The organism is Streptomyces sp. NPDC104096 (genome assembly GCF_055584385.1).
Genome location: NZ_JBVJMD010000089.1, coordinates 1 through 19,809 on the forward strand (window position 1 = coordinate 1; position 19,809 = coordinate 19,809).

At 69.8% G+C, this 19,809-nt stretch carries 19 protein-coding genes and 2 pseudogenes; 11 read left to right on the plus strand and 10 right to left on the minus strand.

The genetic code is table 11. The features are described from left to right. The coding region (locus tag ACZ60B_RS40210; protein WP_469396377.1) for an NADP-dependent oxidoreductase at nucleotides 1-715 on the minus strand (715 nt) is incomplete at its 3' end. Nucleotides 716-961: 246 nt separating this feature from the next. Beyond that, a complete protein-coding gene (locus ACZ60B_RS40215; protein WP_469396380.1) occupies nucleotides 962-1,414 on the minus strand; it encodes a MarR family winged helix-turn-helix transcriptional regulator in 453 nt (150 codons plus the stop codon). A gap of 415 nt (nucleotides 1,415-1,829) precedes the next feature. Here ACZ60B_RS40215 and ACZ60B_RS40220 point away from each other — a divergent pair, with 415 nt between their 5' ends. After that, nucleotides 1,830-2,735, plus strand: a complete 906-nt coding sequence (locus ACZ60B_RS40220) for an NmrA family NAD(P)-binding protein (protein ID WP_469396382.1) — start codon at nucleotides 1,830-1,832, stop codon at nucleotides 2,733-2,735. 236 nt (nucleotides 2,736-2,971) lie between these two features. Next, the gene (locus ACZ60B_RS40225) at nucleotides 2,972-3,445 is read left to right on the plus strand and encodes a VOC family protein (protein WP_469396427.1); all 474 of its coding nucleotides are present in this window, start codon (nucleotides 2,972-2,974) and stop codon (nucleotides 3,443-3,445) included. Between the two features lie 189 nt (nucleotides 3,446-3,634). Here the strand turns inward: ACZ60B_RS40225 and ACZ60B_RS40230 are convergent, their stop codons facing one another. The 3 genes from ACZ60B_RS40230 to ACZ60B_RS40240 form a co-directional block, all read right to left on the minus strand. Next, nucleotides 3,635-4,777, minus strand: a complete 1,143-nt coding sequence (locus tag ACZ60B_RS40230) for a DUF3103 family protein (RefSeq protein ID WP_469396383.1) — start codon at nucleotides 4,775-4,777, stop codon at nucleotides 3,635-3,637. Between the two features lie 269 nt (nucleotides 4,778-5,046). Next, nucleotides 5,047-5,448, minus strand: coding sequence for a GntR family transcriptional regulator (locus ACZ60B_RS40235; RefSeq protein WP_469396386.1), 402 nt, complete (start codon nucleotides 5,446-5,448; stop codon nucleotides 5,047-5,049). A 218-nt stretch (nucleotides 5,449-5,666) separates the two neighbouring features. After that, nucleotides 5,667-6,785 (minus strand): FAD-dependent oxidoreductase, encoded by a 1,119-nt coding sequence (locus ACZ60B_RS40240; protein WP_469396390.1) that lies wholly within the window; start codon nucleotides 6,783-6,785, stop codon nucleotides 5,667-5,669. Between the two features lie 53 nt (nucleotides 6,786-6,838). Between ACZ60B_RS40240 and ACZ60B_RS40245 the strand changes: the two genes are divergently transcribed. Then, nucleotides 6,839-7,531 (plus strand): TetR/AcrR family transcriptional regulator, encoded by a 693-nt coding sequence (locus tag ACZ60B_RS40245; RefSeq protein WP_469396393.1) that lies wholly within the window; start codon nucleotides 6,839-6,841, stop codon nucleotides 7,529-7,531. 338 nt (nucleotides 7,532-7,869) lie between these two features. Beyond that, nucleotides 7,870-8,283: a winged helix-turn-helix domain-containing protein gene (locus ACZ60B_RS40250; protein WP_469396395.1), complete on the plus strand. Its 414-nt coding sequence runs from the start codon at nucleotides 7,870-7,872 to the stop codon at nucleotides 8,281-8,283. A 109-nt stretch (nucleotides 8,284-8,392) separates the two neighbouring features. Here ACZ60B_RS40250 and phoU read toward each other — a convergent pair whose 3' ends face one another. Continuing rightward, nucleotides 8,393-9,097: a phosphate signaling complex protein PhoU gene (gene phoU / locus ACZ60B_RS40255; protein ID WP_469396399.1), complete on the minus strand. Its 705-nt coding sequence runs from the start codon at nucleotides 9,095-9,097 to the stop codon at nucleotides 8,393-8,395. A gap of 192 nt (nucleotides 9,098-9,289) precedes the next feature. Between phoU and ACZ60B_RS40260 the strand changes: the two genes are divergently transcribed. The 4 genes from ACZ60B_RS40260 to ACZ60B_RS40275 all read left to right on the plus strand — a co-directional run bounded on the left by ACZ60B_RS40260 (nucleotide 9,290) and on the right by ACZ60B_RS40275 (nucleotide 13,333). Beyond that, on the plus strand, nucleotides 9,290-9,877 hold the full coding sequence (locus ACZ60B_RS40260) for a COG4705 family protein (RefSeq protein WP_469396403.1): 588 nt from the start codon (nucleotides 9,290-9,292) through the stop codon (nucleotides 9,875-9,877). A 227-nt stretch (nucleotides 9,878-10,104) separates the two neighbouring features. After that, on the plus strand, nucleotides 10,105-10,758 hold the full coding sequence (locus tag ACZ60B_RS40265) for a response regulator transcription factor (protein WP_469396405.1): 654 nt from the start codon (nucleotides 10,105-10,107) through the stop codon (nucleotides 10,756-10,758). Beyond that, nucleotides 10,749-12,017 carry a sensor histidine kinase gene (locus tag ACZ60B_RS40270; RefSeq protein WP_469396407.1) on the plus strand — a complete coding sequence of 423 codons (1,269 nt, stop codon included), beginning with the start codon at nucleotides 10,749-10,751 and terminating at the stop codon, nucleotides 12,015-12,017. The genes ACZ60B_RS40265 and ACZ60B_RS40270 overlap by 10 nt, the downstream gene beginning before the upstream one ends. Nucleotides 12,018-12,055: 38 nt before the next feature. After that, a complete protein-coding gene (locus tag ACZ60B_RS40275; RefSeq protein WP_469396409.1) occupies nucleotides 12,056-13,333 on the plus strand; it encodes a COG4705 family protein in 1,278 nt (425 codons plus the stop codon). Between the two features lie 197 nt (nucleotides 13,334-13,530). Here ACZ60B_RS40275 and ACZ60B_RS40280 read toward each other — a convergent pair whose 3' ends face one another. Next, nucleotides 13,531-14,355: a hypothetical protein gene (locus ACZ60B_RS40280; protein WP_469396412.1), complete on the minus strand. Its 825-nt coding sequence runs from the start codon at nucleotides 14,353-14,355 to the stop codon at nucleotides 13,531-13,533. Between the two features lie 234 nt (nucleotides 14,356-14,589). Between ACZ60B_RS40280 and ACZ60B_RS40285 the strand changes: the two genes are divergently transcribed. Next, nucleotides 14,590-15,084 (plus strand): GNAT family N-acetyltransferase, encoded by a 495-nt coding sequence (locus tag ACZ60B_RS40285; RefSeq protein ID WP_469396414.1) that lies wholly within the window; start codon nucleotides 14,590-14,592, stop codon nucleotides 15,082-15,084. A gap of 144 nt (nucleotides 15,085-15,228) precedes the next feature. Here the strand turns inward: ACZ60B_RS40285 and ACZ60B_RS40290 are convergent. Next, nucleotides 15,229-15,587: pseudogene (locus ACZ60B_RS40290) on the minus strand (glycosyltransferase family 2 protein); the annotation flags it as partial. 467 nt (nucleotides 15,588-16,054) lie between these two features. Here ACZ60B_RS40290 and ACZ60B_RS40295 point away from each other — a divergent pair. Continuing rightward, a pseudogene (locus tag ACZ60B_RS40295) lies at nucleotides 16,055-16,408 on the plus strand (DUF3626 domain-containing protein); the annotation flags it as partial. Between the two features lie 261 nt (nucleotides 16,409-16,669). Here the strand turns inward: ACZ60B_RS40295 and ACZ60B_RS40300 are convergent. Next, on the minus strand, nucleotides 16,670-17,164 hold the full coding sequence (locus ACZ60B_RS40300) for a cupin domain-containing protein (protein WP_469396418.1): 495 nt from the start codon (nucleotides 17,162-17,164) through the stop codon (nucleotides 16,670-16,672). Nucleotides 17,165-17,245: 81 nt separating this feature from the next. Here ACZ60B_RS40300 and ACZ60B_RS40305 point away from each other — a divergent pair, with 81 nt between their 5' ends. Continuing rightward, nucleotides 17,246-18,097 carry a LysR family transcriptional regulator gene (locus tag ACZ60B_RS40305; RefSeq protein WP_469396422.1) on the plus strand — a complete coding sequence of 284 codons (852 nt, stop codon included), beginning with the start codon at nucleotides 17,246-17,248 and terminating at the stop codon, nucleotides 18,095-18,097. A gap of 145 nt (nucleotides 18,098-18,242) precedes the next feature. On the opposite strand, the gene ACZ60B_RS40310 is transcribed toward ACZ60B_RS40305, so the two are convergent. Continuing rightward, nucleotides 18,243-19,457, minus strand: a complete 1,215-nt coding sequence (locus tag ACZ60B_RS40310) for an SGNH/GDSL hydrolase family protein (RefSeq protein WP_469396425.1) — start codon at nucleotides 19,455-19,457, stop codon at nucleotides 18,243-18,245. Nucleotides 19,458-19,809: the final 352 nt, after the last annotated feature.

Here is a 19,809-nt window from a genome sequence, read left to right on the forward strand (position 1 = left end):
GCGGCATGACGATGCTGACCAGCGTGCCGCCGGGGCGGACCAGGGCGGCCGAGCGGTCGAGTACGTCGCCGCCGACCACGTCGAACACCACGTCGGCGGTGTCGGCGTCCTCCAGCTTCTCGGTCTGCAGGTCGATGAAGGTGTCGACGCCGAGTGCGAGTGCCCTGTCCCGGCCGGAGGCCCGGCCGGTGCCGATGACGCGGGCGCCGGCCTCGCGGGCGAGCTGCACCGCGATCGAGCCGACGCCGCCGGCGGCACCGTGGATGATGACGGTCTGGCCTGTGGTGAGGCGGCCGTGGTCGAACAGGCCCTGCCAGGCGGTCAGCCCGGAGATCGGCAGTGCGGCGGCCACGGCGTGGTCGATGTCCGCCGGAAGCGGGGCGAGGTTGCGGGCCTCCACCGCGGTGTACTCGGCGAGCGTGCCGTTGCGGGTCCAGTCGGTCAGGCCGAACACCCGCTGTCCGACGCTCAGGCCGGTGGTGCCGTACCCCAGCTCTGCGACGACACCGGACAGCTCGTGCCCGGGGATGCTCGGCGTCCGGTCGCGGCCGGCGCGATCGGTCCAGGTGGCGGGCCAGTCCAGCTCGCCAGGGGTGAAGCCGGCGGCGTGCACCCGGACGATGACGTCGTTCTCGGCCGCATGGGGGTAGGGCATGTCGGTCAGGGACATCCCGGCAAGACCGGCGTTGCGGTCTCGCACCGTGATGGCTTGCATAAAGGTCCTTGCTGGGGGAGGGGGCGACCCGGGCGCACAGCCCGCTCGCGCGCGAGGCTCTTGACGGCTGCAGGTGGATGTATGCCGTCATGGGCGATCGATCTCACCTGGGCGCGCGATGCTGCGCCGACCGCCGACCGCCGACCGCCGACCGCCGACCGCCGACCGCCGACCGCCGACCGCCGACCGCCGACCGTCGACCGTCGACCGTCGACCGCCGACCGCCGACCGCCTGGAGGCCGCCGTTTACTCGGCCCAGGGGTGGAATCCGGTGTTGAGGACGTCTTCGAGGACGGCTCGGAGCCGGGCGGCCTTCTCGACCCCGAAGCTGTCTTCGAACCGGGCTTGTGCGGTGCGCCAGTAAGGGAGGGCCGCCTGCACGCGGGTGACGCCTTCCGGGGTGATGGTGACGACGCGGGCGCGGCGGTCGGTGGCCGAGGATTCGACGGTGACGAGGCCTTCGCGTGCGAGCGGTTTGAGGTTGGTGGCCAGGGTGGTGCGGTCCATGGCGATCGTCTCGGCGAGGCTGGTGATCGTTGTCTCGTCGCGGCTGCTCAGGTGCTGAAGGATGCTGAATTGCGTGGCGCGCAGGCCCGTCGGGGCGAGGGCCTTGTCGTAGGTGGCGCCCAGGTATCGGGCCGCTTTGCGCAGGGCCAGGTTGTTGCACGAGCCGACGGAGTGCGTCTTGGCGCGAGTCACGATTTCCTCCGGATTGCCGACCGTGCGTGGTGATCGGAGGGGCTCCGAAATCCACGTATGAGTATATGCTCCTAACTGTCGCGACGATCGCCGTCCGTGGAACGCGTGCGGGGGTGCGTGCGGCAGTGGGGTCGGTCGCGAGCTCGAACCGGGCTCTGCGGGGAAAGCGGTGGGCGGAGAGGAGGCTTGCGTTTGCGATATTAGGAGCATATGCTCCTAATATCTTCGGCGAGTGGCGCTGTGTCCGCCCTCCCGGTCCCCTTGCAACACCACAAGGCCGCCACGCGCGAGCGGGAACCGCTCGCCCGGAACATGCGCGTCGGCCTGTCGGAGCGCAGCGCCCTGCCGAACGGCCCCGGGTGTGAACGCGAGTGCGTGCGCGATCTTGTCCCCTCATACGGAAGGTGAGCTGTCGATGGCTGCCGGAAACCTTGTACTGATCACAGGCGCGGGCGGCGTGGGCCGTGCCGTCCTGGAGAAGCTGCGCGCACAGGACGTGCCCGTGCGCGCCATGGTCCGTCGGGACGACGACCGCGCCGCGCAGTTGCGTGCCCTCGGCGCGGAGGTCGTCCTCGGCGACCTCACGCGTCCAGAAACCGTCGCGGCCGCCCTCGAGGGCGCGAAGAGCATGTATTTCGCCATGCCCGTGTCGCCCGACCATCTTCTCGCGGCGACCGTCGCGGCGAGTGTCGCGCGGGAGTACGGCCAATTGGACGCGCTGATCGGCATGTCACAGATGACGGTGTCGCAGATGACCGCCACCAGCACCGCGGAGTCGCACCAACAGCGGCTGCACTGGCTGGCGGAGCAGGTGCTGAACTGGTCCGGACTGCCGGTCGTGCACATCCGGCCGACGTCGTTCCTGGACAACCCGCTGTTCACCACGCTCCCGGCGCAGACGATCCGCAAGAACGGCACCATCGCGCTGCCGTTCGGAACGGGGCGCACCTCGCCCATCGCCGTGGACGACGTCGCCCGGGCCGTCGCGACGGTGCTGCGCGACCCGGCCCCCCACGTGGGGCACGTCTACGAACTGACCGGGCCGCACACCCTCGACATGACGGAGATGGCCGATGCCTTCTCCGAAGCGCTGGGCCGGCCGGTGTCGTACGTGGACGTGCCGCTCGAGACGTGGCGCGAAGAGGTGCTCTCCACGATCGGCCTGCCGCCGCACATCGAGGAGCACATCGTCACCATGTGCCGCCTGCACCAGCAGAACCGATACGACCGAGCTTCCGACGACGTCGAGCGCCTGACCGGCGACCCCGCCCGGACGGTCGAAGAGTTCGTGGCGGCACGCGAGGACTTCTACCTCGGCTGACCGACACCTCGGGCGGGTCGCCGCTCATGGGACGAGCTGCGCGCGACGCCGGTGAGACATCGCGGATTCGACATCCACGGCGACACCGGCCTCTCGCGCACCCGCGCCCGAGCTGCCCTGCGCACCAGCCGATCCGCACGACCCGCTCACCGATGACAGAGCGGGCACCAGGTCCTGTTCCTCCCACAAGTCCCGCACCGGATACGGGACTCGGACAACGAAGGTGATCACTGATGATGAACATGAAGCTCGAACTCTTCGTCCTGCCCGTCTCGGACGTCGACCGCGCCAAGGCCTTCTACGAGAAGGCGGGCTTCCGACTCGACCTCGCCAAAGACGTCACCGAGGACTACCGGGTCGTCCACCTCACACCGCCCGGATCCGAGGCCTCGATCATCTTCGGTACGGGCCTGACCACAGCCCTGCCCGGCTCGGCCCAGGGGCTGTACCTCGCCGTCACGGACGTCGAACAGGCCCGAGCGCAGCTCGTCGACCGTGGCATCGACGTGAGCGAGGTCTTCCACGACGACAAGGGCGTCTTCTTCCACGGGCACGACGTCGGCGATGTCGTCCACAAGGGCCAGGGCCAGGTGCGGATCACCGGCCCGCACCCCGAGCGTGCCAGCTACGGCTCCTACGCCACCTTCAGCGACCCGGACGGCAACGGCTGGGTGCTCCAGGAGATCACGCGGCGGGCCCCCGGTCGCTGACCTCGTCCCACCGCAGGGGCCGCCACCGTCACGAGGGCACCGTCCTGGCTCTGCCCAGGGCGTGCCCGGAGGCCTGTGGCACACGCAGGCCTCCGGGCGGCCCCGGCCGTAGTGGCCAGGCGGTCATGGTGCGACGGGTCTCAGGCGGATGGTCGGACGCTGGTCAGCCGTGTTCGTGAGCGGGCGGCGTCACAGCTCCTCGACGAAGTACGGCTCGACTGTCATCCAGCCGTTTCCGGAAGCGCCGTCGAGGCGGCCCGAGGAGTTCTTGGCGAGGGTGTACCACGACTCGACGTAGTCGGGGTCGTCGGTGAACCAGCCGTCGGGGATGGCGCTGAGGACCGCGTTCACCAGGGGGATGTAACTGCCCTGGTCGGTGACCGTGAGCAGGGCAGTGGTGATGGCCGTCGCCAGCGCGCGGTAGTTGGTGCCGTCGTCGTCCTCCATCATGACGACGTCGGCCAGGTTGTACTTGTAGTTCGACCAGTTCACCAGGATCTGGTTCGGGTAATAGGTGGTGCCGTCGTAGTCCAGGTACGGCATGTCCACCGAGTCGACGCGTGCCTTGCCGTCCAGGCCGAATCCGGTGACCAGGGAGAACATCTCGGCGGCGCCCTTGAACCAGGGCTCCTCGTCGTCGTTCACCGCGATGGCGTCGACCTTGGTGGCCCACCAGCCGCCCGCGGCCTGCGTCTTCGCGGGGCCGGCCGGTGGGAGGAGGCCCTTGGCGGCCAACGCCTGGTCCAGGACCGCGAGTCCGGCCCGGTGGGCCTTGGTGACGTCGATGTCCAGCACGTACAGGGCACGGTCGGGCACGTGGGTGGTGTCCACGGCGTGGGCACGGCCCTGGCTGTCGTAGGCCGTGAGGGACTCGGCGTCGTCGTCGGCCGCCGCGACGGCGACCCACGGGGTGGTGTCGGCCTTCAGGTGCGCACGCATGGAGGGCGCGCCCAGGCGTACGCGCAGCAGCGAGCCGGTCGAGGCGGGCAGTCCCTTCAGGTCTGCGAGGCGCCGGTCGGCGGCGGAGACCGTGGTGGTCAGGTTCCGCCCTGCGAGTGTTGCGGACCTGCCGGTCAGGGCCCGCAGGTCCACCTCGTCCGTGCCGAGCGCGGCCGTGCGCATCTGTGCCCGCCACTGCGAGTCGGCCAGCGACGAGGCCAGCGACCGGGCGATCCGGTTCTCGATGTCACGGACCGGGGACGTGCGCTGGGCCGTGGCCCGGCTGTCGTTGCCGGCTGCGACAGAGGCGATGGCCGGCTGGACGCCGCCGCCGATGACCGCGCTCAGCACGACGCCGATGAGGGCGGCGCGCCGCGTGCTTGCTCTGTTCACCTTGCTCCTTGGGTTGTCGGTGCTTGCCGCACCGTGGGTGACGGGCGGCTGTCTGTGGGGTGGGCGGGTCCGGGTCTTCCTGGCAGCAGGTGGTGTCAGAGCTGCGCACCCGGTACCGGCCGGTAGAGCCGGCACCAGGACAGAGCTGAATGACCCGTCCATGACATATGACGCGCGTAGAATCAGGGCATGAACAGGCGGCTGCCGACCGCCGCGTGGGCCGACGCCGAGTCGCGCGTCAATGGGCCGCGTGGTCGAACGTGCCCTGGCTAGCCGGAATTGTCGTCGGCCGAACTTCGGCGGCCACTCTTCGGTGAACTCGGCATGATCTTCTCGGTGCCGCGCGGATACGCCTCGGCCGCGCGCCGGGCGTCCTCGCTCGGCCGGCCGTGGTCCTGCGCGGTGAGCACCGGGAGCAACTCGGCGCCGCCGAGCTGCAGATAGTCCAGGATGCGCGTGCCGATGCCGTGCCTGGTGCTCGGCGGACCCGACTTCTCGAGCCGGGTCAGGGCATGTTCGAGGGTGGTGCGCGCGACACCGTATCCGGCCGCCGGTTCCCGCTCGGGGGGCAGCAGGGAACCCGGTTTGTGCGTGCCGCCCGAAATGGCCTCACGCGGCCGTGCTTCGAGCGGTTCGACCACGGTTCGGCGTGGAATGGTGTCGACGGCCACGGAGGATCTCCCCAGACTGCAGTCGGATGGTGCAGCGGCTCACTGGTTGAGTGGCTCAGCCACTGCTTCAGTGAAGCAGCCTCCCCTCCGTGACGTCAATTGCCCTGCAACACGCGGGAGTTACAAGCGGCGCGTACGCGTCGTGGAGGGTGCGTGCGACCACTTCACGGGACGTGATCCAGCACGTTGCGGTGGTCGTCGTTCTCGCGGCACGGCGGTCAGGACGGCTGGACCTGGTCGAAGAGGGCGACGGCTTCGGTGGGGTCCGGGCTCACGAGGCGTTCCAGACCGGCCGTCGTGATCTTCGCCCACCTGCCGGCCCGCGCCCACATCTGTTCCTCGAAGGCGCGGACGGTCTCGTCCAGATCTCCAGGGCAGGTGGCGATGGACTCGGCGAGTTCGGCGCCTTCCAGCATCGCGAGGTTCGCGCCCGCTCCCAACGGGGGCATCAGGTGGGCGGCGTCACCCAGGAGCGTCACCCCGGGGACGTGGGTCCAGGTGTGGGCCACGGGCAGGACGTAGAGGGGGCGGTGGACGAAAGCGGTGCCGTGGCGGAGGAGGTCGAGGACGGGACCGGCCCAGCCGTCGAACAGGGCCAGCAGGCTCGACCGCACGGCCTCGGCGTCGGCCGGGTCGAGGTTCGCGTGCCAGTCCAGCGGTGCCTGGAACTTGGCGTACACCTTGACGTGGCCTCCGCTGTTGCGTTGGGCGACGAGGGAGCGGTTCACGCCGTACACGGCCACGGAACCGTCGCCGATCGACCGGGCGAGGTCGGGGTGGCGGGTGTCGACGTCGTCGAGGGAGGTCTCGACCGAGGTGACACCGGTGTAGTGCGGCGTCACCGACGAGACTGCCGGGCGGACCCGGGACCAGGCGCCGTCCGCGCCGACCACGAGGTCGAACGCCTCCTGACGCCCGCCCGCGAGGTGGACCACTGCGCCGTCCCGGGTCCCCGGTACCACCTGCGTCACGCCCCGCCCCCACTGGACGTCGAGAGGGCCGAGCAGCAGGTCGCGGAGTTGCCCGCGGTCGATCTCGGGATTGGCCCGGTCGTCCGGACGGGGGCGCCAGTCGCGCAGGACGGTTCCGTCCGTATCCAGGATGCGCATGGCCTGCCCCTCGGGACGGGACAGCGCCTGGAACTCCGCCAGCAGCCCCGCTTTGTCCAGCGCGAGCTGTCCCAGTCCTTCGTGCAGGTCCAGCGTGCCGCCCGGGGGCCGGGCGTCGGGGGCGGGATCGCGTTCGAGGAGGGTGACGGGGTGACCGTGGCGGTGCAGGACGCGGGCGAGGGTGAGGCCGGCGGGGCCGGCTCCGACTACGGCGATACGGTAGCTCATGTCGATACACTGTATTGATTCGATGCACTGCATCGCAACAGTACGATGTGCCCATGACTGTGTGGGACCGACCGGAGCCGCCGACCCGCCCCGCGCCGCTCGACCGGGAGCGGATCGTGGCCGCCGCCATCGCGCTGGCCGACGAGGGCGGGCTGGAGGCGGTGTCGCTGCGCAAGGTCGCCGCCCGGCTGAATGCCGGTCCGATGCGGCTGTACGGATACATCTCCACCAAGGAGGAGCTGTTCGACCTCATGGTGGACGAGATCTACGCCGAGATCCTCCCCGAGGAGCAGCCCGGTGACTGGCGGGAGGCGCTGCGCATCCTCGCCCACCGCACCAGGCAGGCCGCTCTCCGCCACGCATGGCTGGCCGACCTGCTCGGCCGCCGCCCGGCCATGGGCCCGAACGCCCTCGCCGTGTCCGAGGCCACGCTGGCCGCCCTCGACGGCCTCACCGACGTCGACACCGGCATGCGAGCCGTGGAGACGGTCAGCGCCTACTACATCGGCGCGATCAGGCGCGAGATCACGAACCTGCGGGCCGAGCGCGCCACGGGCCTGTCCAAGCACGACTGGCAGCGCACCTCCGGCCCGTATATGACGAGAATGCTGGCCACGGGCCGCTTCCCGGCACTGGCCAAGGCCGTGTACGACGGCACGGACGTGGACGCCGAGACGACCTTCGCGACCGGCCTGGACTGGGTCCTCGACGCCGTGGCCGTCAGACTCACCCGGCCGCATACGTGACGCCTTGCTCATTTCCGCGCCTCAGTCGCGGGAACGATGCCAGGGGTCGTTGCTCACACCGCGTGCCCACGGCGGAGGGGGACCACCACGGCTGACTTCTTCGCGAGTTCATCGCGGACTGCGGCGTCAGCAGTCCGGGCTCGGGCTGTTTCCTTCGTCTCCCACTGGTGTATCACCTGCTTCCGGTATGACCGGAGGGATACGACAGGCAGACGGTCGCCCAACCGCCCACGGCAGCCCGAGTGATCTCCTGGTGGACAGTCGCGGGCTTGGCCGACGGCACCCGCGGTACGCAGCCGCTCCCTCCGGATCGTCCGATCGTTTGGCCGGGTGCCCCGTTGACCGACGCGCAGTGGGCGCGGATCTCCCTGACCGTGCTTCTCGCCCGCCTGCGCGCCCACCTGCGCCGCCGGGCAGCCACACCCACCGAGCAGACACCGGTACACCTGCACGACCTCGTCATCGACGCGAAAGCCCGCCGGTGCACCCTCCACGGCGAGGAGATCAAACTGCGCCCCAAGGAGTTCGAACTGCTGGCCACGCTCGCCCGACACCCGGGAGAAGCGGTCGCACGCGAGACTCTGATGGCCGAGGTGTGGGACGAGAACTGGTTCGGTCCCACCAAGACGCTGGACGTCACGATGGCCGGCCTGCGCCGTCAGCTCGCCCAGGCCGCCGGGGCGGCGAGACACCCGTGCCGACTGCCGCGCATCGTCACGCTGAGAGGACACGGCTACCGGCTGGAGATCTGACGATCCGCTTCCCCGGCCGGTGAAACAGACACCGAAAGCCATCGGGCCGCACGCCACTTGCCTCGCCGGGGAATCGTGTGGACCGCGCGGGTCGGATGCCGACGGCCGGTCACGTGCGGGTCCCAGGGCGACGGTGGGATCGCGGGGACGCGGGCGGATCAACGGGCAGGTCGGCGCGGTGTTCGCCGGTGACGAGGTAGACCACGTGGCGGGCGATGGAGACGGCGTGGTCGGCGAAGCGTTCGTAGTAGCGGCCGATCAGTGTGACGTTGACGGCTGCCTCCACGCCGTGATGCCACTGCTCGTCCAGGCAGTGGTGGGAGAGGACGCGGTCCAGCTCGTCCATCCGGTCGTCGTCCCGCTGCAACTGCACCGCGGCTTCCACGTCGTGGGTGACGAGTACCTCGGTGGCCTGGGCCATCAGCCGCTGAGCCAGCCGGCCCATCTCCAGGATCGTGCGGCGCAGGTCCTGCGGCACCGCGTGCTCGGGATACTGGCGGCGGGCCACGGTGGCGACGTGTTTGGCCAGGACGCCGCATCGCTCCAGGTCCGCGCTCATACGAAGGGAGGCGACCACCATCCGTAGGTCGGTGGCGACGGGCTGCTGGCGGGCAAGCACCGCGATGGCCCTCTCCTCCAGGCCGCGCTGCATGTCCTCGACCCGCGCCTCGGCGGAGATCACACTCTCCGCTGTCCGAAGGTCCCCGTCCAGCAGAGCGCTGGTGGCCCGGCCCATGGCGGAACCGACCAGATCGGCCATCTCCACCAGAGCCTCGCCGATCGAGTCCAGCTCCTTCTGGTACGTCTTGCGCATCCGTCGCTCATCCTCCATTTCGCCTCAAATCGAGCATAGGTTGCGGGCTCGACCTACCGTGCGTCCTCGTGATCCGGCACGACCATCGGCACCAGGGACGAGATCGACGGTCCCTGGCGCGCGGGTGGGGCGAGGGCGGCCGTAGGGGGCGGTCAGGATGCGTTCAGGCTCTTCGCGGCACGGTCGGACACCATGACCTTTGAAACCTCTGAGACGTCCGATCTTCCGGTGGCGGGTGGGCGGGCGGCTTTGTCCTCCGGTGGTCGGCCGGGCTGGAACAAGGTTCCCGAAGTCACCGTCTGCTTCTGGATCATCAAGATCTTGTGCACAACAGTCGGCGAGACCGCGGCCGATCTGCTGAACGAGAGGGCCGGGCTCGGCCTGACCGGGGTGACGGTGCTGATGAGTGCGTTGCTGGCCGTGCTGTTCACCTTCGCCCTCGGCACTGCCGCCGGCGACCTCGTGTCGGAGCGGCTGGACCTGGGCTACTGGCTGTCCGCGGTGCTGTTCGGCCTGGCCGTCGCCGCAGTGGGCATCGCTCACTTCCAACTGGGCATGGACGCGGTGCGGAGCTTCTGGATCGCCTACATCCTCACCCGCCCGCTCGGCGCCGCCTTCGGCGACTACCTCTCCCGGCCGAGCGGGGACGGCGGTCTGGAACTGGGTACGGTCGTGACCAGCGCACTGTTCTTGATGGTCATACTCGGACTGGTCGTGTACCTGGCCGCGACCCACGCGGACGTCACCGAACAGGAGCGCAGCAGCGGGCCCGCGGCCTGAAGGTCCAGAGCCAGGAAATGTCTACAGAGCTGTAGTCGTATAGTTGCCTGTCCGGACTCGTCCCTTCGAAAGGGCCCTGCCGGACGACCGGGTCCGAGGAGGGGCGCGGGTGATCGGCGCTCGGGGCAGTGGCGAGAACACCGGCGCCGTCATGGCTCTCGCGGACCACCAGCGCGCTGACCAGGGAGAGCGGAGAACTCTGGCTGTGGAGCACCTAGGGGCAGGCTGTGGCTTTGATCATGGTGTGTGAGGACGACGCGGCGGTCCGTGACGTGCTCAAGCGCGCCCTTGAGCACGACGGCCATACGATCGCAGTCGCCTCCACGGCGGACAGCCTGCTGCGGCACCTCGAGCCGGTCCCTCACCTGATCGTCCTGGATCTGGGGCTCCCGGACGCCGACGGCCGCGATGTCTGCCTGGCGCTGCGGGCACGCGGCGTCGATGTCCCGGTGCTCATGCTCACCGCCCTGGACGGCATGCATCACAAAGTGGGCGGCTTCGAGGCGGGAGCCGACGACTACATGACGAAACCGTTCGACATCCCGGAGCTGCTGGTGAGGGTCCGAGCCCTGCTGCGCAGAACGACCACGACGACCCCACCGAGGGGCGTCGTCCTCGATCCGGCGAAACATGTCGTGAGCCACGGTTCGACCAGCGAGAGCCTGACACCGACCGAGTTCCGCTTGTTGGGCAGGCTTGTCGCCTCGCAGGGCGACGCTGTACGCCGCCACGCCCTCGTTGCCGCGGGTTGGCCGCATGGCGCGCAGGTCAGCGACAACACCCTTGACTCCTTCGTTCGCCGGCTACGGACCAAACTCGGTGCGCTGGGCGTGGCCGATCGCCTGGTGACGGTCCGTGGGGTGGGCTATCGATGGGAGTGACGGGCTTCCGCGGGAGGGTCGTCGCGCTCGCGGTCCTGATCGCGACAGCGGTGGTCGCGGTGCTGGTGGTGGTCTCACACGTGCTGCTGAGCCAGGTGACCGACGCCGACGCGAACGCTCTGGCGCACACCCGTGCGGAGGCGGTGGCGGCGAACGCAGCCGTACGCGGTGGCCACGTCGTGCTGATCGAGAACGGCAACGAAGCGCTGGACACGGTCTCCTGGGTGTATGCCGACGGGCACCTCATCGACGGGATCGTGCCGGCCAGTGTCCTCGACCGTGTCGACGCGCTTGTCGCCTCCGGGCAGTCCCGAACCACCGTCATCGGCAGTCACCTTCTGTATGCCCGGCCGATCCGCCTCGAAGGCCACCACGTCATGGCGGTCGTACAGGTGGACCTGACGCCGTACGAGACATCGGAGCAGCGCAGCCTGACGATGTCGCTGATGTTGGGCGGCATCGTGATCCTGCTCGCAGGCGTCGTCGCACGCGTCGTGGTGGGTCGTGCGTTGCGGGTGGTCCACGACATGGCCGCTCTCGCCGACGACTGGGGCGATCACGGACCCGGGCGCCGATTCGACCTCGGCGTTCCGCGCGATGAGTTCGGGGAGCTCGGGCGAACTCTCGATCGCCTGCTCGACCGCGTGGACAACGCGCTCGCGGACGAGCGCCGGCTCACCGACGAGATCGCCCACGAACTGCGAACGCCCTTGACGGCCCTGCGGGGCGAGGCGCAGTTGGCGCAGCTTTCCGACAGCCATCTGGCACCGGAGTCCGTCCTGACCGAGGTCGACCGTCTGAACACGGCGATCACGACGATTCTGAGCTCCGCCCGGACACGGATCGATGGCGGTACCCGTTGCGATCTCAGGTCGGCGGCCCGGCAGGCGATCGCCGGTCGCTCCGTCGAACTCGCCGTCCCCGCCGACGTCGACGTCGCCGTGGCCACGGAACTCGTCGTGGCTGTGCTGTCACCCCTGCTGGAGAACGGCCTGCGGCATGCCAGTTCGCGCGTCTGGGTCACGGCGCGCGTCCAGCCGCAGGGGGTCGTGATCGACGTCCTCGACGACGGCCCGGGGTTCGATCCGGCGGAGGTCGACCGGGTCTTCGAAGCGGGCGTGACCAGCGGCGACGGGCACGGGCTGGGGCTGGCCGTGGCAAAGCGTCTCGCCGCGTCCGCGGGAGTGGCAGTCCGTGCGATCGCGGATGGTCACGGTCGCGTCGAGGTGACCTTCCCCACGCCAGAGGCGATCGCGTAGTCAGGTTGTGTGCAGGTCGGCCGAGCCAGCCTTGCCGCATGACGACGACAAGCGAGGCCCGCACGGGCCGCAGTGGGCGGCTGTTGCTGAACAAGGTTCCCGAGGTCACCATCTGGTTCTGGGTGATCAAGATCCTGTGCACGACCGTCGGTGAGAGCTTCGCCGACTGGATCAACATGAAGCTGGGCGTCGGCCTGGTGAACACGGCATGGATCTTCACCGCGGTGTTCGTGGTGGTTCTGGGCGTCCAACTGCGGCTGAAGCGGTACGTGCCGTTCCCGTACTGGCTGACCGTGGTCGTCGTCAGTGTCACGGGCACGCTGTACACCGACATCCTGACCGACCAGCTCAATGTGCCGCTGTGGATCAGCTCCGCCGTGTTCTCGGTCCTGCTCGCCGTGGTCTTCGGCGTGTGGTGGCTGCGCGAGCGCACCCTCTCGATCCACTCGGTCACGACGCTGTCGCGTGAGTCGTTCTACTGGCTCACCGTTCTCGTCACCTTCGCCCTCGGCACCGCGACCGGCGACTGGACCCTTGAGCTCACCGGCTGGAGCCCGGGGGTCTCGGTCCTGCTGCCGCTCGGCCTCATCGCGGCGATCACGCTGTTGTGGAGGTTCGGCGCGAACCCGATGCTCTCCTTCTGGCTCGCCTACATCCTGACCCGCCCGCTGGGCGCCAACATCGGCGACTGGCTCGCCTCCCCGAAGGTCGCCGAGAGCCCGGGCGACCCGACCGGCCTGGCGCTCGGCACCTTCACCACCAGTCTGATCTTCCTCGGCCTGATCCTGGCGACTGTCATCTACCTGACAGTGACGCGCTCCGACGTGACCGAGACCTACGACGCCACGCACACCCCCCAGATCACCGCCGACCCGCAGAGGGAGCGCGTCGCGCTGGCGGGCTTCGGCCTCCTGGCCCTCGCCACCGGGTCGCTGCTGGTCTGGGCGCACAGCCAGCCGCACGTCGGCCCGGCGCCCGAGACCGACGCCACCTCAACCGTTCACCTCGCCCCTGGCCAGGCCGTGAAGAACTTCCCCTCCACGAAGGTCGACGCCCTGAAGGCACTCGCATCGACCTCGCTCAAGGACGCCCAGTCGGGGAACGCGACCGGGGCCCACGCAGCCGCCCAGTCGCTGCGAGACCTCTGGGACACCGACCGAGCCACGCTGCAGCCGCTGGACAACACCGGCTGGACGTTCCTCGACGCGCAGATGGACCAGGTCCTGAAGACCTTCGGCATCGACCACCCGAACCCGCCGATGCCGCCGGCACAGCAGGAGGCCGAACTCAGCACCCTCCTCACAGATATGCGCTGACGGACCTGATCGGCGGCGACTTCCCTGAAGCCGCCGCCGATCACAGCGGGGAGAAGGTGCGCCCCTCCTGGCCCACCCGTCCCGGCTCCTCGATCTCCCGGCCGAGCGCAACGCGGCCGAGGACGTCGTGGACAGCGACTGAACTCGATTGGGTGATGTCGAGTTCGGCTGACGTACGACAGCCCGGTCCTCCTGCCTTATCGGCGGCGGGTGGGTTGCAGGCGCTCGATGCGGTCGAGGTCGCCGGCGAGAAGGCTCCGGTGGCTGATGGCGAAGTCTCCGTTGAGCAGGGCCTGCCCATCGCCGTAGTACCGGCCCACAACGGCGCTGGGAAGGAAGGAACGCAGGCTGTGACGCATGTTCCCGGGGTAGTCGACGGGTTCGCCCCAGCCGGCAGGGGCTTGGTCGGTGGAGAGCAGGATCCAGTGGTCCACGGGCACGGTGGCGTCGAGGTCCGGTGCCGCTCCGGTGTGGCTGTCCAGGGCCGGCACGGTCAACCGGTCGGGGTCGAGGGGCGAGTACCACAGCAGCAGGGGCTTGGCGCGTTCGGCGTCGGCGTTGTCGAAGCAGCACACGGCGATGGTGTGGTCAGGAAAGTGGTCGGCGTAGAAGCGCAGGAGGTCCGGGTCGAGGTCCGGCCGGCGGTGCAACGGCACCTGCCGCAGCGCGGCGGGGACAGCGGTGGGGTCGGTGGCAAGGAGCACCGTGTAGACGTCATGGTCGAAGATCTGGACCTGCGGTTCCGCGCTCATCCACGCGATGTCGTCGACTCCGACGGCGACGGGTTCCACAGCGGCGACCATGCGGCGCAGGACGTCGCCGGTACGCCCGGCGGAGAGAAAGTGCCTGGGGGTGAGCCGCCTGGTGGGCAGGTGCAACAGCATGGCGTTCGGTCCGTCCGCCAGATTCGCGGCGGTGTTCTGGTAACCCAGGACGTGGATCAGACCATGCACCGGGTGGTGCTGCCTTCCGCAGTACGCGATCGTCCCGGAGAACGCGGCCTCACCTGTCGAGATGCACATGGCGGCAGAATATCGCCCAGTCGTACGGGAGTTCGGCGGCGAGGCGGACGTCGACCAGGGCGGGGCGGTACGGGAGCTGCTCGAGTCTGCGCCGCACGGCCCGGGTGATCTGCCCGAGGTCGGCGGCGGTGAGATATTCCAGCCGTAGATCGTCATGTGCCCTGGTCTTGGGGGCCGCCTGCCACTGGCGGAAACTCGGGTGGCCTCAGCGCACGATCTGGGTAAGGTCGGGCAATGCTCGAGCTGAAGCGGCTGCACGCCGACCACGCCTCGGCCGTCCTGGCCTTCGAGTTGGCGAACCGCACCTACTTCGCTGCCTCGATCTCCGACCGCGGCGACGAGTTCTTCGACCGGTTCCCCGACCGGTACGACGCCTCGCTGGCCGAGCAGGAGGCCGACATCTGCGCCTTCTACGTACTCGTCGCCGATGACGGCTCGGTTCTGGGCCGGTTCAACCTGTACGACTTGGAGAACGGCACTGCCAGACTCGGCTATCGGGTCGCGGAGCGGGTCGCCTGCCGTGGTGTGGCGACCGCGACCGTCCGGGAGCTGTGCCGGATCGCGGTGGCGCGGCACGGGCTGCGCACACTGCGGGCGGCCACCTCCGACGACAACGCCGCGTCCCGGAAAGTCTTGACCAGGGCCGGGTTTGCCCCGGTTGGCCCGGCCGACCCGGCCGCTCTCGGCGGCAAGTCAGGCACTTGGTACCAGCTCGACCTCCAGCCGTAGACCTCGGTCTCGCTCGTGGGTCGCCTGCGGGAAGGCGGCGGCCACCGCTGATCGTCGGTGTGCGAAGACCAACGGTCTTGTGCTGGCCGCAGGTCGTAGCGTGGCCCCTGCTCGCTGGCAGGAGGCGGTCGAGGTCCCGACGAGGTAGTAGGAGGTGAACGTGAGGGGTGTCCCGGCCGTCGCGGCGAAGGCGAGCTGCTTCTCCAGCTTCGTCGGGAGCCACATGTCGTCGCTGTCGAGGAAGGCGATGTAGTCACCCCTCGCCCGCGCGATGGCCAGGTTGCGGGCCCGGGCCGCGCCCCCTGCCGGGCCGCTGCCTCCGGCATGACGCGTTCGTCCTGCCGGGCCAGCTCTTTGAGCAGATCCATCGAGTCGTCCGAGGACGCGTCGTCGGTGATCAGCAGTTCGAGATCGGGGTGGGTCTGCGCAAGCACCGACCGGACCGAGGGTCCGAGCGTGGCCGCCGAATTGTGTACCGGCATCACCACAGAAACCAGGGGCACAGCGGTGCTCCTTACCCAGATCGGAGTCGTCATGGACGTTGTCGCAGGCCAAAGCTACGTGGGGGAGTGACGCTCGCTGTGCGCGCCGCCGAGGAGGGCCACCGCGTCGTCGACCACGACGTGGACCCGGACCGCGGCGAGCGGCTCACCGCCGGCCATGCGTACGTGGAGGACGTGGCCTCCTCGCGGCTTCGCGCGGTGCTGGACGTCGGGGCCGGCCCCGCGACCGCCGACGCTGCCGCGCCGGCCGGCGGCCGCCCGATCCGCCGGCCACGCGCGCTGCCATCAGGGGACTCGCAGGCCTCGGGGAAGGCCTGGGCCGGAAAAGTCGTGTGTGGCGGGCGTTGGCGTTCGTGCACACTGCCTGGATGGTTGCTGACATCCCCTTGTCACCCCAGCGTGCGGCCCTGCGGTACGTGGCGGCTCGGGCGTCCGGAGCCGCACTTGCCTCCGGGCTGAAGCTCACCATGAACTTTCACCCCGACCGTATGGCGGGTGATCGGCTCCTTCTTCGCCGGATGGCGCAAGACGGCATCTACTACTCACAGTTCGTGACCGGCACCAGCAATGGTGGCCTGACTGCCTATCCGGGCGGGGACCGGTGGCGTTGGGAGAGCCGCATCTTCGGGGGCGCGTACGATCACGCCCCCGCAGAGGAACGCCCGGTCTACGGGGCGCTGAACCACCAGGACTCGCCCGTCGGCGGGGCACCCCGGTTCGGTTCCTCGTATTTCCGGCTCACCACGGCCACCCTCGATCGCGCGACCTTCTGCTATCCGGACAGCTCGACGCACCCCTCGGCCTTCGCTGTGGCGTCCCGCTGTGCCTGGCGCGCTTCGGCACCCCCCCCCCGGTTGACAGCGTGGTTTCCGGCCTGACCGCGAGCCGTTGCTCCGTGGAAGCAGCAGGCGCCTCACGGCGAGCACCTCGCCGCGCTGCCGGCCCGACCGCCTGGCTTCATCGATTCGAACGACTCCGCACCCGCTGCGAAGGCGGAGCCGGCCTCCGACCGGGACCACCGGAACTGGCGGCCGGCATCATCTGCCTCCGCCGGCTCCAGAGATCACTGAGGAAACGGACAGTCAGCCGAGGCCACTGGCGGGCTCGGTCGCGTAGCGGCTCATCGCGTCGATGTTGGCCTGTGGTGTCAGCGGTCGGCCGTCGGCGAGGACCTGCTGGAGGTCTCGGAAGTACTGGACGTACAGGTCGGGGGTGAAGGTGCTGAGCATGACGGCGGGTTGGTCGGTGGGGTTGGCGAAGGTGTGCGGGGTACCGGGCGGAACCATGACGAGCGTGCCCGTGGCGGCGTCGTGGTCCTCGTCTCCGACGGTGAACCGCACGGTGCCGGAGAGGATGTAGAAGCCCTCGTCGTGTCGGGCGTGGCGGTGCTGCGGCGGGCCCTGGGTGTGCGGGGCGAGGACGGACTCGGTGATCGCGAGACGGTGCCCGGTGTGACTGCCGTCCTCCAGGACGCGCATCCGCGTGGTGCCCAGGACGATCGTCTCGCCGTCGCCGGGGCCCACCACCGATACAGCGGGGTCGGTGTGCGGCTCGCTGGACTTCGCTTGTTCGGTCATGCTCACAAGTGCACCTCCGGGGACCTGCCGGTGTCCAAGACCCGTCCTGCGACGCCGATACCTCGTGGGTATCGTTGCAGCGTGGAGCTGCGGACCTTGCGCTACTTCGTGGCGGTCGCCGAGGAACTCCACTTCGGCCGGGCCGCCACCCGACTGCACATGAGCCAGCCGCCGCTGAGCCGGGCGATCAAGCAGCTGGAGGCCGACGTCGGGGCCCCGCTGTTCACTCGCTCGCCCACGGGAGTCACGCTCACTCCAGTCGGTTCGGTGCTGCTCGACGAGGCGCGGGCCCTGCTCGACCACGCCGACCGCGTCCGGGTACGCGTGAGCGCGGCGGCCGGCGCCGCGACCCTCACCATCGGCATCCTGGGCGACGGCACCGACCCGGGAGTGGCCGGACTGGCCGCCGCCTACCGCCGAAGCCGCCCCGGCATCGACATCCGTATCCGCGACACCGATCTGACCGACCCGACCTGCGGGCTGCGCGCCGGGCTGGTCGACGTCGCGCTGACCCGGGCGCCGTTCGACGAGACCGCTCTGACGGTGCGTGAACTGCGGACCGATCCGGTCGGCGTGGTCCTGCGCGCCGACGATCCGCTGGCCCGCCGCGACGGGCTGCGGCTGGCCGAGCTGAACGACCGCCGCTGGTTCCGGTTCCCGCAGGACACCGACCCCATCTGGCAGTCGTACTGGAACGGTGGCAGGCCGCGCGAGGGACCGGTGGTGCGCGCCGTCCAGGAATGCGTGCAGGCCGTGCTGTGGAACGGCACGGTCGGTCTGGCTCCGCTCGGACACGACCTGCCCGCGGAGCTGGCCGTGGTGCCGCTGACCGACATGGAGCCGAGCCGGGTGGTGGCGGTGTGGAACGAGGGGGACACCAACCCGTTGATCCGATCCTTCGTCGAGATCGCGACGACCGCGTACCGCCACTGAGGGGAGGCTCTGATCAACGGCCCTGCCCGGAGAGGGAAGCAGGGGCTTGTGACGGCTTTGCCGCAGCGTCCGGCGCGAGCGATCACCGCACGCGCCTGGCGCCGCCGCTGTTCGTGAGAAGGTCGCGAGCCGCCTCGATCGAGGATCAGTCGAAGAGCGAGAGGTCGATGGATTCCGCGAGGGCGGCGTAGCCTGCGTCGTTGCCGTGGAGGTGGTCACCGATGTGCAGGTCGCCGCGGATGTGGGTGGGGTCGGCGGGGTCGCGCCAGACGGCGTCGAAGTCGAGTACGCCGTCGAAGGCGTCGCTCGTGCGGATCCACGCGTTGACCTGCTCGCGTGCCTGGTCGCCTTCGGCCGAGTACATCTCCGAGCTGCCGTAGGGGGCGATGGTCGCGGCGTGGACCTTCACGCCGTGCGCGCGGGCCCGTGCCGCCAGTTGAAGGTGGGCGGCGATGATGTCGTCGACGCCGACGGGTCGGCCGGCGAACATGGAGAGGAACGCGGCGTTCTCCTCGGTGCGTGGGGCGAAGGAGAAGACGAGGTCGTTGCCCACGGCGATCACCACGTGGCCGAGGCCGGGCGTGGCGAGGATGTCGCGGTCGAAGCGGGCGAGGGCGGCGGTGCCGATGCCGTCGGTGAGCATGCGGTTGCCGCTGATGCCCTGGCTGACCACGCACAGTGCCGGTCCGGGGCGGGCTGCCAGGCGTTCGGCGAGCCGGTCCGTCCAGCGTCGGTCGGTGCCGGGCGTGGATCCCATGCCGTCGACACGGGAGTCGCCGATGACGGCGATGGCCCGGGTCGGTGTCCCGGGCTGCACCTCCACGGCTGTGATCAGGGCTTGGGCCGGTAAGGGAGCGGCGTGTGCGGGCAGCGACACGAGGGCGGTCGCGTCGCCGGGGATGAGCCAGCCGAGCGTGTGGAAGGTTCCGTGGCAGGTCGCGGTGTCGACCCGGCCGGTCAGGTAGAGGCTGATGGCCAGCCGGGACAGCGCGGCGGTGCGCAGATCGACGGGGTCGCTGAGGATCGGTGCGCCCGCCGGCACGGTGGCGGTCGGCCGGCCGCTGAAGGTCACGGCGTGAGCGCTTCCGTGCCGGATCGCGTCGTCGGTGTCGGTGAGGGCGACGCGGGCGGCGCCGATGGTCAGCGGTGCGGTTCCGTACTCGTTGCTGATGCGCAGGCGGATGCGGTGTCCGCCGCCCGTGATGCGGACGATCTGCCGCAGCGTCGCGTTCTCGAAGGGCTCGATACAGCTGACGGAGTTGTCCGGAGCCTGCGGGGAAGCGCCCCAGGTGCGAACCCATGCACCCGTGTGCGGGGTTGGACCTTCAAAGCTGGAGGGGGTGCTGATGACGCTGTCCACGGTCGTTGCCCTTCGGCTGTCGGGTATGGCGGCGCTGCGTGAGGTGTCGGTGCTCGACGAGTTCGGTGTCAGGCGGCTTTGCCTGCTGCTGTGGAGGGGTGCCTCGGCCTCTTTCGCGGTCCCGGGCTTCCAGACCGAGGCCCTGGCACGGGGGAGGTCGATCCGCCGTGAGTCGAACGGCACCACCTCGGGAACGGGGCCGGGTAGTAGCCGATCGTCCTAGTGTTCCGAGTCGGGAATTCCATTCAGATATGTATGCTTGCCCTATGGCACGGATGGGGCGGCCGAAGGCCGAGTTGACGCTGTCGGACGAGGAACGGGCCGCGCTCGAGGGGTGGGTGCGGCGTCGTTC

Bases quoted from the DNA above. Each gene is read 5' to 3' on its own strand.
- ACZ60B_RS40220 (WP_469396382.1), top strand. From the start codon at position 1,830: ATGGCTGCCGGAAACCTTGTACTGATCACAGGCGCGGGCGGCGTGGGC.
- ACZ60B_RS40225 (WP_469396427.1), top strand. From the start codon at position 2,972: ATGAACATGAAGCTCGAACTCTTCGTCCTGCCCGTCTCGGACGTCGAC.
- ACZ60B_RS40240 (WP_469396390.1), bottom strand. From the start codon at position 6,785: ATGAGCTACCGTATCGCCGTAGTCGGAGCCGGCCCCGCCGGCCTCACC.
- ACZ60B_RS40245 (WP_469396393.1), top strand. From the start codon at position 6,839: ATGACTGTGTGGGACCGACCGGAGCCGCCGACCCGCCCCGCGCCGCTC.
- phoU (WP_469396399.1), bottom strand. From the start codon at position 9,097: ATGCGCAAGACGTACCAGAAGGAGCTGGACTCGATCGGCGAGGCTCTG.
- ACZ60B_RS40260 (WP_469396403.1), top strand. From the start codon at position 9,290: ATGACCTTTGAAACCTCTGAGACGTCCGATCTTCCGGTGGCGGGTGGG.
- ACZ60B_RS40270 (WP_469396407.1), top strand. From the start codon at position 10,749: ATGGGAGTGACGGGCTTCCGCGGGAGGGTCGTCGCGCTCGCGGTCCTG.
- ACZ60B_RS40275 (WP_469396409.1), top strand. From the start codon at position 12,056: ATGACGACGACAAGCGAGGCCCGCACGGGCCGCAGTGGGCGGCTGTTG.
- ACZ60B_RS40280 (WP_469396412.1), bottom strand. From the start codon at position 14,355: ATGTGCATCTCGACAGGTGAGGCCGCGTTCTCCGGGACGATCGCGTAC.
- ACZ60B_RS40285 (WP_469396414.1), top strand. From the start codon at position 14,590: ATGCTCGAGCTGAAGCGGCTGCACGCCGACCACGCCTCGGCCGTCCTG.
- ACZ60B_RS40300 (WP_469396418.1), bottom strand. From the start codon at position 17,164: ATGACCGAACAAGCGAAGTCCAGCGAGCCGCACACCGACCCCGCTGTA.